Origin of the sequence: Zoogloea sp. (assembly GCF_028689785.1) — a bacterium.
GTDB lineage: Bacteria > Pseudomonadota > Gammaproteobacteria > Burkholderiales > Rhodocyclaceae > Zoogloea.
Window position 1 is genome coordinate 45,404 of record NZ_JAQVCN010000027.1, and the last position, 16,304, is coordinate 61,707.

A 16,304-nucleotide genomic window follows, 5' to 3' on the forward strand; every position below is an offset into this window, starting at 1 on the left:
TCCAGCCCGTATGTGTTATGGACTTCATACAACAGATCTTCCTCATCCTGCTTCTGGTGGGAATCAGCGCGTTTTTCTCGATCGCCGAGATCTCGGTGGCGGCGTCGCGCAAATCGCGGCTGGCAGTGTTGGCCGAGAGCGGCAGCGACGGGGCGGCCCGGGTGCTGGCTCTGCAGGCCCGTCCGGGGCCGTTCTTCACCTTGGTGCAGATTGGCCTCAACGCGGTGGCGATCATGGGCGGTATTGTCGGCGAGGGCGCCTTCTCCCCGTGGTTGGCGGGCCTGCTGGCCGGGCTGGTGCCTGTGGCCTACGCGGAGACGCTGGCCTTTGCTCTCTCTTTTGTGGTTGTCACCTCCCTGTTCATCCTGTTCGCCGACCTGATGCCCAAGCGCCTTGGCATGGCCGCACCCGAGCGTATGGCGATGGCCGTGGCCGCGCCCATGAGTGTGTTGATTCGCTGGCTGCGCCCTTTGCTGTGGCTCTACAACGAAGCCGCCGACCTGCTGTTCCGCCTCCTCGGGGTGGCCACCACCCGCAACGATACGGTAACGCCGGACGAGATCATCGCCGTTGTCGAGGCCGGGGCCCAGGCGGGCGTGCTGGCTGAGCAGGAGCATGCGCTGATCGAGAACGTGTTTGGCCTGGAGGTGCGCAGCGCCCCCTCGGCCATGACAACCCGGGACAGCGTAGTGTTCTTCACCTTGCAGGAGAGTGAGGACAGCATCCGCCAGAAGATCGCCGGGCGGCCCTTCAACCGCTTTCCTGTATGCGACGGCGGCATCGACAAGGTGGTGGGCTACGTGGATGCCAAGGATCTCCTCAACCGGGTGCTGGCGGGCCAGTCCCTGTCCATGAAAGCTGACGCCCCGATCAATCCGCTGCTGGCGCTCCCCGACACCCTGACCCTGTCCGAGGTGTTGGAACGCTTTCGCGAGGCCCGGGAGGACTTTGCGGTGATCATCAACGAGTACGCCTTGGTGGTGGGAGTGATCACCCTCAACGACATCTTCCGTGCACTGGTCGGTGACGATGTGGAGCAGGTCCAGGAGGAGCAGATCGTGCGTCGGGACGACAACTCCTGGCTGGTCGATGGTGCCACCGCAGCAACCGATGTGATGCGTGTGCTCGGCATCGACGACGCTGACGGCAGCGAAAACTACGAGACCATCGCCGGCTTCATGATGTACCACTTGCGCAAGATCCCTCGCCGCACCGACAGGGTGGATTTTGGTGGCTATCGCTTCGAGGTCATCGACGTGGACAGCCATCGCATCGACCAGTTGCTGGTCAGCCGGCTTGGGTTGCCCATCGGAGAAATCTCCGCCGAAGGGTGAAACCGATGCGGGCTGGCGGGTAAAATTGCGGGATGCCTGAATCCCACTCCCCCCGCTACATCCATCTGCGCCTCCATACCGAGTATTCGATCTCCGACGGGATCGTGCAGGTGGACTCCGCCATCGCCCGTGCCGCCGCTGACGGCATGCCGGCCCTTGGCATCTCTGATCTGGCCAACCTGTTCGGGATGGTCAAGTTCTACAAGGGCGCCCGCGGCAAGGGCATCAAGCCGGTGGTCGGTGCCGATTGCTGGATCACCAACGACATCGAGCGCGACAAGCCGACCCGGGTCCTGCTGATCTGCCGCAATCGCAAAGGCTACGGCCAATTGTGCGAGATCCTGACCCGGGCCTTCATCGAGAACAAATACCGGGGGCGGGCCGAACTGCGCCGCGAATGGCTGGATGCGGTCACTGCCAGTGACCTCCTGTGCCTGTCCGGCGCCCGGGATGGCGATATCGGCCACGCCCTGGCCAACGGCAATGGGGCCTTGGCTGAAAAGCTGGCGGCCGACTGGGCGGCGCGTTTTCCGGGTGGTTTCTACGTTGAGATCCAGCGTGCCGGACATCCGGGCACCGAGGCCTACATCCGTGAGGCCCTGCAGATCGCTTCGCGGCTTGACCTGCCGGTGGTGGCGACCCACCCCATCCAATTTACCCGGCCCGAAGACTTCAAGGCCCACGAAGCCCGCGTGTGCATTGCCCAGGGCAATGTGCTGGCCGACAAGCGTCGCCCGAAGGATTTCACTCCGGAGCAGTACTTCAAGACCCAGGACGAGATGTGCGCGCTGTTCGCCGACATCCCCGAGGCGCTGGAAAACAGCGTCGAGATCGCTCGGCGCTGCTCCCTCACCGTGCAGCTGGGCAAGAATTTTCTGCCCCAGTTCCCGACGCCCGAGGGCATGACCCTTGATGACTTTCTGGTGGCGGAGGCTCGCTCAGGCTTGGAGGTGCGCCTCAAGGAGCTCTTCCCCAACGAGGTGGAGCGGGAGCAGAAGCGCGAAGAGTACGAGGCCCGGCTCAAGTTCGAGACCGACACCATCATCCAGATGGGCTTCCCCGGCTACTTCCTGATCGTGGCCGACTTCATCAACTGGGCCAAGCACAACGGCGTGCCGGTGGGGCCGGGGCGGGGCTCGGGGGCCGGCTCGCTGGTGGCCTACAGTTTGCGCATCACCGACATCGACCCGCTGGCCTATGCGCTGCTGTTCGAGCGCTTCCTCAACCCGGAGCGGGTGTCCATGCCCGACTTCGACATCGACTTCTGCCAGGACAACCGCTACAAGGTCATCGAGTACGTGCGTTCCCACTACGGTGCCGACGCGGTGAGCCAGATCGCCACCTTTGGCACCATGGCCTCCAAGGCGGTGGTGCGTGACGTGGGGCGGGTGCTGGACCTGCCCTATGGCCTGTGTGACCGCCTGTCCAAGCTGATCCCGGTGGTGCAGAACAAGCCCCTGTCCCTGGCCGAGGCCCGGGAGCAGGAGCCGCAGATCAACGAGTTGATGGCCGATGGTAACGACGGCGAGTCGGTCCAGGAGCTGTGGAGCCTCGCCGAGCCCCTGGAGGGCCTTACCCGTGGGGTCGGCATGCACGCCGGGGGGGTGCTGATCGCGCCGGGCAAGCTTACCGACTTCTGCCCGCTGTATATCGCCGATGGTGACGACGCCACACCGGTGTCCCAGTTCGACAAGGACGACGTGGAAGGAGTGGGCCTGGTCAAGTTTGACTTCCTGGGCCTGCGTAACCTCACCATCATCGAGCTGGCCCTCGAATACGTGAAGCGCCTCACCGGCGTGCGGCCGGATCTGATGAGTCTGGGCTTCGAAGACCAGGCTGCTTACCAGATTCTCCGTGAAGCCAACACCACGGCGATCTTCCAGGTGGAATCGGACGGCATGAAGAAGCTTCTCAAGAAGCTCGCCCCCGACCGCTTCGAAGACATCATCGCCGTGCTGGCCCTCTATCGTCCGGGCCCGCTGGGCTCGGGCATGGTGGACGACTTCATCCTGCGCAAGAAGGGCCAGCAGGCCATCGATTACTTCCACCCTGACCTCACCGCCTGCCTGTCACCCACCTACGGGGTGATCGTGTACCAGGAGCAGGTGATGCAGATCTCCCAGATCATCGGGGGCTACACCCTCGGCGGCGCCGACATGCTGCGCCGGGCGATGGGCAAGAAGAAGGCCGACGAGATGGCCAAGCACCGGGAGACCATTGCCGACGGTGCGCGCCAGAAGGGCTACGACCCAGCCCTGGCCGAGCAGCTCTTCGACCTGATGACCAAGTTTGCCGAGTACGGCTTCAACAAGTCGCACACGGCAGCCTATGCGGTGGTCACCTATCACACCGCCTGGCTGAAGGCCTACCACTGCTCGGCTTTTATGGCAGCCACCATGTCCTCGGACCTGGACAACACCGACACGATCAAGATCTTCTACGAAGACACGATCGCCAACCGCATCGTGGTGTTGCCGCCGGACGTAAACCAGTCCGACTACCGGTTCGTGCCCACCGACGCCAAGACCATCCGCTACGGCCTCGGCGCCGTGAAGGGTGTGGGCGAACCGGCGGTGCGGGCCATCCTGGCCGCCCGGGAGTCCGGCCCCTTCAAGGATCTCTTCGATTTCTGCTGCCGGGTGGACAAGCGCATGGCCAACCGGCGGGTCATCGAGGCCCTGGTGCGCGCCGGCGCCTTCGACACCCTCGACCCGGTGCAGCCGGCCGACCGCCACAAGCTGCTGGCCAGCGTCGGCATCGCCATGGAGGCGGCCGAGCAGATCGCCGCCAATGCCCTGCAGGGCGGCCTGTTCGACATCCCTGGCGAAGCGGCTGCACCCATGGTGGATTACGTCAAGGTTCGCCCCTGGGGCGAGCGCGAGAAGCTCAAGGAAGAGAAGCTAGCCATCGGCTTCTTCCTCTCCGGTCATCCCTTCAATGCCTTCAAGGAAGAGGTGCGGCGTTTCGTGCGCCGGCCCCTGGCCCAGGTCGAACCCTCCCGGGACCTCATCACCATGGCCGGGGTGGTCATGGAGGTGCGTGCCAAGATGACCGCCCGGGGCAAGATTGCCTTTGTGCTGCTGGATGATGGCACCACCCCGCGGGAGGTGTCGGTGTTCTCCGAGGTCTTCGACAACAACCGCCAGCGCATCGTGGTGGATGAGGTGCTGATCGTCGAGGCCAAGGTGAGCAATGACGAGTTTTCCGGTGGCTATCGCATCGTCGCCGACAAGCTGATGACTCTCGGCGAGGCGCGTGGGCGCTATGCCCGGGCGCTGCAGCTGCGCCTCAACGGTGAGGTCGGAGAGGCTGGGGGCGCTATTGCCGCGGCAGAACGCCTGCAGAGCGTGCTGGCTCCGTTCCGCGATGGAGAGTGCCTGATCCGGGTGCGTTATCGCAATGGTGTGGCTGAGGGCGATCTGCCCTTCGGTGCGGCCTGGCGGGTACGCCCCGATGACAGCCTGCTGGAGAGCCTGCGCGAGTGGTTGCCCGCCGACTCGGTCGAGGTCATCTACCCCTGAAACAGGCCGGGTCGCCCGGGCTCAGTCGGAGATGATCAGGCTGCCCGGCAGCACACCGATGCGCAGCAGGTCATTGAGCGCCTCGGCGGGCAGGGGTGGGCTGAAGACGAAGCCCTGAGCCGCAAAGCAGCCCTCGGCACGCAGCACGTCGAGCTGCTCCGGGGTTTCGGTGCCTTCGGCGATCACTTCCAGACGCAGACTGCGCCCGAGTTGGATCACCGCCCGAACGATGGCGGCGTCGTCCGGATCGTCGATGAGGTCGCGCACGAAGCTCTGGTCGATCTTCAGGCAGTCCACGGGAAAGCGCTTGAGATAGGCCAGGCTCGAATACCCTGTGCCGAAATCGTCGATGGACATGCGTACGCCCAGCGCTTTGAGGTCGGCCAGTGTTCGCTCAACTTCGGTACCCGACTGCATCAGCAAGGATTCGGTGAGCTCCAGCTCCAGCCATCGTGGTTCCAGCCCGCTGGCCTCCAGCGCCTCACGGACGGTGGCCACCATGTCGGCCCGGCGGAATTGCAGGGCCGAGAGGTTGACCGCCACCGGGATGGGTTCGAAGCCTTGCTTCTGCCATTGCACCGCCTGCTTGCAGGCTTGATGGAGCACCCAGCGGCCGATGGGCACGATGAGCCCGCACTCCTCGGCCAAGGGAATGAAGGACGCGGGCGACACGCCCCCCAGCGCGCCGCTGAACCAGCGCAGCAGGGCCTCCACACCGATGATGCGGCCGCTGGCCAGGCTGACCTGGGGCTGGTAGTAGAGGCTGAGCTCCTGCTGCTCAAGGGCCTGGCGCAGGGCATTTTCCATGTGCAGGCGCTCCAGGGCATTGACGTTCATGAGCTCGTCAAAGAAGCGGTAGGTGTTCCGACCACACTCTTTGGCGTGATACATGGCGGTGTCGGCGTTCTTCATCAGGCTGTCGGCACAGGTGCCATCCTCGGGGTAGAGGGCAATGCCGATGGAGAACGAGGTGGCCAGCAACTGGCCATCGATGTCGAAGGGCGGACGCAGTTGATCGAGGATCTTCTCGGCCACCCGGGCTGCATCGTCGGGCCCTTCCACATCGGTGAGAACGATCAGGAATTCGTCGCCTCCCTGGCGGCTGATGGTGTCGGTGTCCCGGGTGCACGCCGACAGTCGCAGGGCCACGCCCTGAAGCAGCCGGTCGCCGATCATGTGCCCAAGAGAGTCGTTGATGGTCTTGAAACGGTCCAGATCAAGAAACAGCAGGGCGATGCGGCTGTTGTGCCGCACGGCGCCGGCCAGGGCCTGGTCGAGGCGGTCCTGGAGCAGAGCGCGGTTGGGCAGGCCGGTCAGGGGGTCGTGCTGGGCCAGGTAGGCAATGCGGGCTTCAGATGCCTTGCGCTCGGTGATGTCTGAGAACACCGCCACGTAGTGGGTGATGCGTTCGAGTTTGTCGCGCACCACGCTGATGGACAGGGCGGAGGGGTAGAGAGTGCCGTTCTTGCGCCGGTCATAGATTTCGCCCTGCCAGAAACCATGGTCTTGTATATCGCGCCACATGGCCACGTAGAAGTTGTGGTCGTGGTGGCCCGACTGGAGCATGCGCGGGGTCTTGCCGATGGCATCCTCTGCGCTGTAGCCGGTGACTTCGCTGAAGGCGCGGTTGACGGAGAGGATGTGCTCCTGTGCATCGGTGACGATGATTGCCTCGACGCTGTTGCGAAAGACTGTCAGAGCCAGGCGCAGTTGCTCCTCGTCCTCCCGGCGTGCGGTGATGTCAGCCATCGTGGTGACCACTCCACAGGGCTTGGGGGAGTCGTCGTCGAACAGGGGGATCGAGTTGGTCCACAGCCAGCGCCGGCGCCCGTCCCGGCGATCGAGCCCGAGCAGGCCCGCCCGGGGCTGGCCTGTGGCGATGGCTTGCATGGCGGGGATCTGCCGGGGCTCTATCGGTTCGCCATCCTCATTGAGGTAGGTAAGCAGGCCGCCGTGCACATCCCAGCCCTGCATCTCGTCGCTGTTGAGACCGAGGATCTGCTCGGCACTGCTGTTGTGGAGCAGAAGCAAGCCCTCGGCGTCGCGCATGACCACGCCCTCGCCCATGGAGGCGAGCAGGGTGCTCAGGCGGTTCTCGCGCTCGCGCAGTTCGGCTTCGGTGTTGCGGCGGTCGGTGATGTCGAGGCAGGAGCCGATGTAGCCGGCAAACTCGCCCGCTTTGTCATACAGGGGGCGGCCGGTGTCGATGATCCAGCGGTACTGCCCGTCGCTGCGACGCAGACGGTATTCCATCTCGAAGGGCGTACGGACCGCGAAGTGCTCCAGGTAAGTGCCCACACAACGATCGAAGTCTTCGGGGTGGACGCCGCTGGTCCAGCCGTCGCCGATCTCCTGCTCAAGGCTGCGGCCGGTGAAGTCGAGCCAGGTCTGGTTGAAGTAACTGCACTTGGCGTCACTGCCCGCACGCCAGATCAGCGTGGGAAAGTGCTCGAACGGGGACAGGGGAAAGTCCCAGGTGTCGTGGCCTTCAGGGAGGGTGGAGTGGGGCACGGCGATGGGCAGGTCGCGGGTTGGTAAAGACGCCAGAAAAATGCCCTTATTCTATCCCGATTGTCCTGCACGCCAGTATGGGTATGGTTACTCAGGCACTGTCTTGACGAGGCATCATGGGGTTCCGGCGGTGTCTGCGCAGGCTGGCTCAGGCGCCTTCCGCCGGGTTACAGGCTCAGAGGTTGTCTTCATCCATGAACCTCGGCAGCAGGTCGCGGGCGCGGGCCAGGGCGCCGTAGATGTCACCGCAGATGTTGTTGAGGCCTACTTCGTTCTCGAAGCCCGAGCGATGGATCAGCGAGGCGGGTTGGTTGTTCAGGCTGCTCAGGATCAATGCACAGCCTTTTTTGTGCAGGTTCTTGCACAAGCTCTCCAAGCCCTCCAGCCCCGTGGTGTCCAGGTTGACCAGATGGTGCATGTCGAGGATCACTACCTCCGGGTGACGCTGGGCCGGATCGAGCAGGGTCTCGAGCTTGTGGATGGCACCAAAAAAAAGGGTTCCGTAAATCGAATAGGCAACGGCCCGGGGTGAGCCGTCAGGGTAAAGAAAGCCGGGCAGCATCGACAGTTCGGTCAGTGGCAGACGCTCGACCCGTGTCAGGTCGGACATGCGGTAGATGAAGAACAGGCTGGCCAGCACCATGCCCAGCTCGACCGCCAGGGTCAGATCGAAGAAGACCGTGACAAAGAAGGTGCTCAGCAGGGTGGTGCGGTAATTCACCGAGAAGCGTGTCAGGCCGCGGAACTCGTGCCATTCACCCATGTTGATCGCCACCACCACCACAATGGCAGACAGGGTGGCCAGGGGGATGTGCTTGGCGAAGGGTGCGAACACCAGCACTACGGCCAGCAGCACCAGTGCATGCACGATGCCGGCCACCGGGCTGCGACCACCGGTGCGCACGTTGGTGGCGGTGCGGGCGATGGCTCCGGTGGCGGCAAAGCCGCCGAACAGGGGGGCGGCGAGGTTGGCCAGGCCCTGGGCGATGAGTTCCTGATTGGGGTCGTGCCTGTCCTCGATGGCCGCATCGGCGACCCGCGCCGAGAGCAGCGATTCGATGGCGCCGAGCAGGGCGATGGTGAGGGCCGGAGAGATCAGCTTGCCGAGGGTCTCGAGGGACAGCTGGGGCAGCGCGAAGGCGGGGAGGTCCTGGGGGATGCCGTTGAAGCGTGTGCCAATGGTCTCGACGGGGAGTTGCAGCAGGGCGTTGGCCGCGGTGGCAATAATGAGCACGCCCAGAGGGCCAGGCAGCCGGGCGAGCGGCTTGAAGCGCTGCGCCAGGCGGTTCCACGACAGGAGCACGACGATGGAGCTGACCGACAGTGCCACGGTGGGGAGGTCGATGGTGTCCAGGTGGATGAACAGGGCCTTGACCTTGCCAAAGAACTCCCCGGGAAGGTGGTCGATCTGCAGGCCCAGGAAATCCTTGATCTGGGCGAGGAAGATGACCACCGCGATGCCGTTGGTGAAGCCGATCACCACCGTTTTGGGGATGAAGCGGATCAGGTTGCCGAGGCGGAACACGCCCATGGCGACCAGCATGGCGCCGGCCAGCATGGTTGCGACCAGCAGATTCTGCACGCCGTAGTCGACGACGATACCGTAGATGATGGGGATGAAGGCGCCGGTGGGGCCGCCGATCTGTACCCGCGAGCCGCCCAGAGCCGAGATCAGGAAGCCGGCGACGATGGCCGTCCAGATGCCGGCGGTAGGCGACATGCCGGAGGCGATGGCGAAGGCCATGGCCAGGGGCAGGGCGAGGACGCCGACCGTGAGGCCGGCAGAGGCATCACGACTGAACTGCGCGCCGTTGTAGCCGGGCAGTGTGTCGAGCAGCTTGGGGTGGAAAACGATCTTCATGCAGCCTCCGCAATCGAGGAAAAGTCGGGTTTGCGCCGGGGGGCGTACTTTGCGGAGCTGCGATGCCTGGCCCGGTGCGATGCTGGACGATCCATCGCTTGCAGGCGGTCAGGGGCATGGTGGGTGACTGGAACTCAGGAAAAGTGCTTGTCGTTGGCTGCCTTGTTGCCGGCAGAGGCACTGTGCATGACCTCTACCAGCATCTTTACGGCGGCCACGAAAACGGTGGCAATGCCGCCGCCCACGCATAGCCAGGCCTGCAGGCTGCTGGCCGGAAAACCGGGCAGCAGCGAGGCCCGGTCTTCCATGAGGTAGGCCGCTCCGAGGGCCAGGATCAGTACCCCGGCGATGTCGAGGGCAGCCCAGCCCCAGAAGGCCGGGGTCAGGCGGGGCAGGGGTGAACGGCTGGAGTTCATCATGGGAGAGCTTAAGGCGGGTGGCTGACGGAGGGCTTACTTGACGCGCATCCCGGGGGTGGCGCCAGCGTCCGGAGACAGGATGAAGAGGCCCGGGGTGTCGCCGGATGCGGCCAGCACCATGCCCTCGGACATGCCGAATTTCATCTTGCGCGGGGCCAGGTTGGCCACCATCACGGTCAGACGTCCGACCAGGGTAGCCGGGTCGTAGGCCGACTTGATGCCGGCGAATACCTGGCGCGGCTTCGCTTCGCCGATGTCGAGTTGCAGGCGCAGCAGCTTGGCGGCGCCTTCCACATGTTCGGCGGAGACGATTTTCGCGATGCGCAGGTCCACCTTGCCGAAGTCGTCGATGGAGATGAAGGGCTCGAACCCGCTGGTTTCGGCGGCCTCGGTGCTGGCGGCGTGGGCCTGGTGCTGGGCGTGGCGCTGTTCGGAGTGGGTGGCCTTTTCGTCCTTGCCAGCCGTTGCCTTGACCGGCTCCGTGGTGGCCGGGGCCAGGGATTCCCGGTTGGCGTCGAGCAGGGCATCCACCTGCTTGCGCTCGATGCGGGTCATCAGGTGGCTGTAGGTGTTGATAGCGTGGCCGGCGGGGAGCGGGGCGAGGAGCGTGTCCCACCCCAGAGGGGCGATGGCGAGGAAGGATTCGACCTGCGTCGCGAGGGTCGGCAGCACCGGCTTGAGCAAGCCGGTGAGGGCCTTGAAGATGTTGATGGCGGTGGTGCACACCACATGCAGGCGGGCTTCCTGGCCTTCCTGCTTGGCCAGCTCCCACGGTTTGTTGTCGTTGACGTAGGCGTTGGCCTGGTCGGCGAACTCCATGATCTTGCGCAGGGCGCGGCTGAAGTCACGGGCTTCGAAGGCCGCGCTGACTTCGTCCAGGTTCCAGTCGAGGGCAACGGCAGCATCATGTTCGCCGAGCCTGCCCTCAAAACGCTTGGCAATGAACCCCGCACAGCGGCTGGCGATGTTGACGAACTTGCCCACCAGATCGGAGTTGACCTTGGCGATCATGTCGTCGAGGTTCAGGTCCACGTCTTCCATGGTGCCGTTGGACTTGCCGGCGAAGTAGTAGCGCAGCCATTCGGGGTTGAGCTTCTGTTCGGTGTAGCTGCGGGCAGTGATGAATGTGCCGCGGCTCTTGCTCATCTTGGCGCCGTCCACGGTCAGAAAGCCATTGACGCACAGCTGGGTGGGGGCGCGGTAGCCGGCAAAGTGCAGCATGGCCGGCCAGAACAGGGCGTGGAAGTAGAGGATGTCCTTGCCGATGAAGTGGATCAGCTCGGTGCCGGTGGCGGCGGCCGGGCCGGCCTCGGTGAAGGCGGCCACGTCGATGTCGGGGTTGCGGGCGGCGAGGTTCTTGAAGCTGGCGAAGTAGCCGATGGGGGCGTCCAGCCACACGTAGAAGTACTTGCCCGGTGCGTCGGGGATCTCGAAGCCGAAGTAGGGGGCGTCGCGGGAGATGTCCCAGTCGGAGAGTTTGTTCTCGCCGGCGTCGCCCAGCCATTCCTTCATCTTGTTGGCGGCTTCGAGCTGCAGGCGGCGGGAGCCGTCGGGCGTGGTGCCCTGGGTCCAGTCGCGCAGAAACTCGACGGCCCGCGGGTCGGACAGGCGGAAGAAATAGTGCTCCGAGGTTTTCAGCACCGGTTTGGCGCCGGACACGGCGGAGTAGGGGTTCTTGAGTTCCGTGGGGGCGTAGGCCGCACCACAAACCTCGCAGTTGTCACCGTACTGATCCGCCGCACCGCACTTGGGGCACTCGCCCTTGATGAAGCGGTCGGGCAGGAACATCTCCTTCACCGGGTCGTAGAACTGCTCGATCGCCCGGGTATCGATGAGCCGGGCGCCGTCACGCAGGCGGGTGTAGATGTCTTCTGCGTACCAGCGGTTCTCGTCGCTGTGGGTGGAGTGGTAGTTGTCGAAGGCCACGCCGAAATCGCGGAAGTCGCGGCTGTGCTCGCCATGCACCCGGTTGATGAGCTGCTCTGGGGTGAGGCCCTCTTTTTCGGCACGGAGCATGACCGGGGTGCCGTGGGTGTCGTCCGCACACACGTAATGCACCGTGTTGCCGCGCATGCGCTGGTAGCGCACCCAGATGTCGGCCTGGATGTAGCCCACCAGGTGACCGAGGTGGATGTCGCCGTTGGCGTAGGGCAGGGCGTTGGTGACGAGAATCGTGCGCGGGGAAGTCATGGGCGGCATGCTGCAAGTGGATTCGGAATCCGGCATTCTATCAAAGGGCTTCACCCATCGCGGCCGGGGCGGGAATTCGGTAAACTGGAGTAAATTACTCGGGTTTGCTTGCCGCAGCCCACCGGACCCATGTTTTCATTCTTTCGCCGCACACCGGCCCCCGACACCATGAGCCTGACAGAACAAAGCGTCCTCGACAGCCTCCGGCACTACGCCGACCCCAATACCGGCAAGGACTATGTTGCCGCCCGCTGGGTCAAGAACCTGCGCATCAGCGGCGCTGATGTGTCCTTCGACATCGAGCTCGGCTATCCGGCGAAAAGCCAGGTGGACAGCATTCGCCAGGCGCTGATCGCCCAGGTCCGCTCCGTGCCCGGCGTCGGCAATGTGAGCGCCAACGTGTTCAGCAAAATCGTTGCCCATGCGGTTCAGCAGGGGGCCAAGCTGATGCCCGGGGTCAAGAACATCATCGCCGTCGCCTCCGGCAAGGGGGGCGTGGGCAAGAGCACCACCTCAGTGAACCTGGCCCTGGCGCTGGCTGCCGAGGGCGCCCGGGTGGGCATCCTCGATGCCGACATCTACGGCCCGTCCCAGCCCCAGATGCTGGGGATCGGTGATCTCAAGCCCGAGTCGGTGGATGGCAAATCCATGGAGCCCCTGGAGGCCCACGGCCTGCAGGTGATGTCCATCGGTTTCCTGGTGGACGTGGAGACCCCGATGGTGTGGCGCGGCCCGATGGCCACCCAGGCCCTCAACCAGCTGCTCAAGGAAACCAACTGGCGCGATCTGGACTACCTGATCATCGACATGCCGCCGGGTACCGGCGACATCCAGCTGACCCTGTCCCAGAGCGTGCCGGTGACCGGTGCCGTGATCGTCACCACCCCCCAGGACATCGCCCTTCTGGATGCCCGCAAGGGGCTCAAGATGTTCGAGAAGGTCGGTGTGCCCATCATAGGCATCGTCGAGAACATGAGCCTTCATATCTGTTCCAAGTGCGGTCACGAGGAGCACATCTTCGGCACCGGCGGTGGCGAAACCCTGTGCAAGGATTACGGTGTGCCCTTCTTGGGCGCGCTGCCCCTCGACATCCAGATCCGCCGCGAGGTGGATAGCGGCGTTCCCACCGTGGTCGCCGACCCGGATGGCCGTGTCGCCGAGCTTTACAAAGGCATCGCCCGTCAGGTGGCCATCGCGATTGCCGAAAAGCAGAAAGATATGAGCCACAAGTTTCCGAATATCGTGGTGCAGAACACCTGATCGGCAGGGGGGGGCTCCGCGGTCTGCATTCCTTTCTGCGCGCCCCCGGCAATCACCGCCCACGCTCGACCGTGCATGTGTACAATCCGCGTTTTTTGTAGAGGCTGCCCGTGAGCATCAAATCGGACCACTGGATTCGCCGCATGTCGGAAGGCGATGCGAAGATGATCGAACCCTTCGCCCCCGAGCTGGTGCGCCACAATGAAGGCGGCAAGATTGTTTCCTACGGCACCTCGAGTTATGGCTACGACGTGCGGGTGGCCAACGAGTTCAAGATCTTCACCAACATCAACTCGACCATCGTCGACCCGAAGAACTTCGATGAGCGCAATTTCGTCGATTTCGTCGGTGATGTGTGCATCATCCCGCCGAACTCCTTCGCCTTGGCCCGTACCGTGGAGTACTTTCGCATTCCGCGCAGTGTGCTGACCGTGTGCCTCGGCAAGTCCACGTACGCGCGCTGCGGCATCATCGTCAATGTGACCCCGCTGGAGCCCGAGTGGGAAGGCCATGTGACCCTGGAGTTTTCCAACACCACGCCGCTGCCAGCCAAGATATATGCCAACGAGGGCGTGGCCCAGATGCTGTTCTTCGAGTCCGACGAGGTGTGTGCCACCTCTTACAAGGACCGGGGGGGTAAATATCTGGGGCAGACCGGCGTGACCTTGCCGAAAATCTGAAATACTTGTCAGCTACAGTTCGAACGACGGGCGGATCATGCGTAGCCACGCAGGTCCGCCCAAAGCTTTTTGTTGATCCGCCCGCACTGAACATCGGGCATTGAGGAGTCGAGAATGCGCTTCAATTTTCCGGTCATTGTCATTGATGAGGACTTCCGTTCGGAAAACACGTCCGGGCTGGGTATCCGTGCCCTGGCAGAAGCCATCGAGAAGGAGGGTCTGCAGGTGCTGGGGGTGACCAGCTACGGCGACATGGCCTCCTTTGCCCAACAGCAGAGCCGCGGTTCGGCCTTTATTCTGTCCATCGACGACGAAGAGTTCTCGTCACCCGAGGCGGCGGAGAAGGCCATTGCTGCCCTGCGCGCCTTCGTCAGCGAGATCCGTGCGCGCAATGCCGACATCCCCATCTTCCTGCACGGTGAGACCCGCACCTCACGCCACATTCCCAACGATGTGCTGCGCGAACTGCATGGTTTCATCCATATGTACGAGGACACCCCTGAGTTCATTGCCCGCAACGTGGTGCGTGAGGCCAAGGCCTATCTCGAATCCCTGCCGCCGCCCTTCTTCCGTGCGCTGACCCACTACGCATCTGACGGTTCCTACTCGTGGCACTGCCCTGGCCACTCCGGTGGCGTGGCCTTCCTGAAGAGTCCGGTGGGCCAGATGTTCCACCAGTTCTTCGGCGAGAACATGCTGCGCGCCGACGTGTGCAACGCGGTAGAGGAACTCGGCCAACTGCTCGATCACACCGGCCCGGTGGCGGCGTCCGAGCGCAACGCTGCGCGCATTTTCAACTGCGACCACCTGTACTTCGTCACCAACGGCACCTCCACCTCCAACAAGATCGTCTGGCATTCCACTGTGGCGCCGGGAGATATCGTTGTGGTGGATCGTAACTGCCACAAATCGGTGCTCCACGCGATCATGATGACCGGCGCCATCCCGGTCTTCCTGATGCCGACCCGCAACAACTTCGGGATCATCGGCCCCATTCCCCGTAGCGAGTTCGACTGGGAAAGCATCCAGCGCAAGATCGCCGCCAACCCCTTCATCGCCGACAAGACAGCCAAGCCGCGGGTGCTGACCATCACCCAGTCCACCTACGACGGTGTGCTCTACAACGTCGAGGCAATCAAGGAAGAACTGGACGGCAAGATCGACACCCTGCACTTCGACGAAGCCTGGCTGCCCCATGCGGCGTTCCATGATTTTTACGGCGACTACCATGCCATCGGTGCCGACCGCCCGCGCTGCAAGGAGTCGATGATCTTCTCCACCCAGTCCACTCACAAGCTGCTGGCCGGTTTGTCCCAGGCCTCGCAGATCCTGGTGCAGGACGCCGAGAACAGCCACCTGGATCGGGACGTGTTCAACGAGGCCTACCTCATGCACACCTCCACAAGCCCCCAGTACTCGATCATCGCGTCCTGCGATGTGGCGGCAGCGATGATGGAGGAGCCCGGTGGTACTGCACTGGTGGAGGAGTCCATCGCAGAAGCCCTCGATTTCCGCCGCGCCATGCGCAAAGTCGACGAGGAGTGGGGTGGAGACTGGTGGTTCAAGGTGTGGGGGCCGGACGATTTGTCGGAAGAGGGTATCGAGGAGCGTGATGCCTGGATGCTCAAGCCCGGCGACCGCTGGCACGGCTTCGGCCAGCTTGCCGATGGCTTCAACATGCTTGATCCGATCAAGGCCACCATCATCACCCCGGGCCTTGATGTGGGTGGCGAATTTGCCGAACGCGGTATCCCCGCCGCCATTGTCACCAAGTATCTCGCCGAGCATGGTGTGATCGTCGAGAAGTGTGGTCTTTACAGCTTTTTCATCATGTTCACCATCGGTATCACCAAGGGCCGGTGGAACAGCATGGTGACCGAGTTGCAGCAGTTCAAGGACGACTACGACAAGAACCAGCCCTTGTGGAAGGTGTTGCCGGAGTTCGTGCAGAAGAATCCGCGCTACGAGCGTGTCGGCCTGCGTGATCTGTGCCGCGACATCCACGCGGTGTATCGCGCCAACGACGTGGCCCGTCTGACCACCGAGATGTACCTTTCCGATATGACCCCCGCCATGAAACCGGCGGATGCCTTTGCCAAGATGGCGCACCGAAAGATTGAGCGGGTTGTCATCGACGAACTCGAAGGCCGCGTCACCAGTGTGCTGCTCACCCCTTATCCGCCGGGTATTCCGCTGCTGATCCCGGGCGAACGCTTCAACAAGACGGTGGTGCGTTATCTGCAGTTCGCCCGAGAGTTCAACGAGCGCTTCCCGGGTTTTGAGACCGACGTGCATGGGCTGGTGAAGGAAGTGCGCGATGGGCGTATTCACTACTTCGTGGATTGCGTGCGGGACTGAGCGTTCTCGCTGCTCCAAAACAAAAACGCCGCGGGATTCGCGGCGTTTCAGACTGCTGACGAACCCCTGGTTTTTCCGGGGGTTCGTGTTTTTGAAGCCCTCTCAGACGACGAGAAACGCTCGGTAGCGGCCAACGGCTGTGGGGCTCGTTGGGATCGAAATGATGTGTT

At 63.5% G+C, this 16,304-nt stretch carries 9 protein-coding genes; 5 read left to right on the forward strand and 4 right to left on the reverse strand.

The window, feature by feature from the left end; translation table 11 throughout:
- Positions 1–17 precede the first annotated feature (17 nt).
- Both PHI64_RS13205 and dnaE read left to right on the forward strand, forming a co-directional pair.
- Positions 18–1,334 carry a hemolysin family protein gene (locus PHI64_RS13205; protein WP_299883511.1) on the forward strand — a complete coding sequence of 439 codons (1,317 nt, stop codon included), beginning with the start codon at positions 18–20 and terminating at the stop codon, positions 1,332–1,334.
- Between the two features lie 32 nt (positions 1,335–1,366).
- Positions 1,367–4,855: a DNA polymerase III subunit alpha gene (dnaE, locus tag PHI64_RS13210; RefSeq protein ID WP_299883513.1), complete on the forward strand. Its 3,489-nt coding sequence runs from the start codon at positions 1,367–1,369 to the stop codon at positions 4,853–4,855.
- Between the two features lie 21 nt (positions 4,856–4,876).
- Here the strand turns inward: dnaE and PHI64_RS13215 are convergent, their stop codons facing one another.
- The 4 genes from PHI64_RS13215 to metG form a co-directional block, all read right to left on the reverse strand.
- Positions 4,877–7,366, reverse strand: a complete 2,490-nt coding sequence (locus PHI64_RS13215) for an EAL domain-containing protein (RefSeq protein WP_299883515.1) — start codon at positions 7,364–7,366, stop codon at positions 4,877–4,879.
- Between the two features lie 175 nt (positions 7,367–7,541).
- Positions 7,542–9,227 carry a SulP family inorganic anion transporter gene (locus tag PHI64_RS13220; RefSeq protein ID WP_299883517.1) on the reverse strand — a complete coding sequence of 562 codons (1,686 nt, stop codon included), beginning with the start codon at positions 9,225–9,227 and terminating at the stop codon, positions 7,542–7,544.
- Between the two features lie 134 nt (positions 9,228–9,361).
- The gene (locus PHI64_RS13225) at positions 9,362–9,646 is read right to left on the reverse strand and encodes a hypothetical protein (RefSeq protein WP_299883519.1); all 285 of its coding nucleotides are present in this window, start codon (positions 9,644–9,646) and stop codon (positions 9,362–9,364) included.
- 33 nt (positions 9,647–9,679) lie between these two features.
- Positions 9,680–11,836: a methionine--tRNA ligase gene (metG, locus tag PHI64_RS13230; RefSeq protein ID WP_299883521.1), complete on the reverse strand. Its 2,157-nt coding sequence runs from the start codon at positions 11,834–11,836 to the stop codon at positions 9,680–9,682.
- 168 nt (positions 11,837–12,004) lie between these two features.
- Here metG and apbC point away from each other — a divergent pair, with 168 nt between their 5' ends.
- The 3 genes from apbC (at position 12,005) to PHI64_RS13245 (ending at position 16,134) form a co-directional block, all read left to right on the forward strand.
- Complete coding sequence (apbC, locus tag PHI64_RS13235; RefSeq protein WP_299883530.1) at positions 12,005–13,096, forward strand: iron-sulfur cluster carrier protein ApbC; 1,092 nt, start codon at positions 12,005–12,007, stop codon at positions 13,094–13,096.
- Positions 13,097–13,206: 110 nt separating this feature from the next.
- On the forward strand, positions 13,207–13,776 hold the full coding sequence (dcd, locus tag PHI64_RS13240) for a dCTP deaminase (RefSeq protein WP_299883523.1): 570 nt from the start codon (positions 13,207–13,209) through the stop codon (positions 13,774–13,776).
- Between the two features lie 114 nt (positions 13,777–13,890).
- Positions 13,891–16,134, forward strand: coding sequence for an arginine/lysine/ornithine decarboxylase (locus PHI64_RS13245; RefSeq protein ID WP_299883525.1), 2,244 nt, complete (start codon positions 13,891–13,893; stop codon positions 16,132–16,134).
- Positions 16,135–16,304 lie beyond the last annotated feature (170 nt).

Bases quoted from the DNA above. Each gene is read 5' to 3' on its own strand.
- PHI64_RS13205 (WP_299883511.1), top strand. From the start codon at position 18: ATGGACTTCATACAACAGATCTTCCTCATCCTGCTTCTGGTGGGAATC.
- dnaE (WP_299883513.1), top strand. From the start codon at position 1,367: ATGCCTGAATCCCACTCCCCCCGCTACATCCATCTGCGCCTCCATACC.
- PHI64_RS13220 (WP_299883517.1), bottom strand. From the start codon at position 9,227: ATGAAGATCGTTTTCCACCCCAAGCTGCTCGACACACTGCCCGGCTAC.
- PHI64_RS13225 (WP_299883519.1), bottom strand. From the start codon at position 9,646: ATGATGAACTCCAGCCGTTCACCCCTGCCCCGCCTGACCCCGGCCTTC.
- metG (WP_299883521.1), bottom strand. From the start codon at position 11,836: ATGACTTCCCCGCGCACGATTCTCGTCACCAACGCCCTGCCCTACGCC.
- apbC (WP_299883530.1), top strand. From the start codon at position 12,005: ATGAGCCTGACAGAACAAAGCGTCCTCGACAGCCTCCGGCACTACGCC.
- PHI64_RS13245 (WP_299883525.1), top strand. From the start codon at position 13,891: ATGCGCTTCAATTTTCCGGTCATTGTCATTGATGAGGACTTCCGTTCG.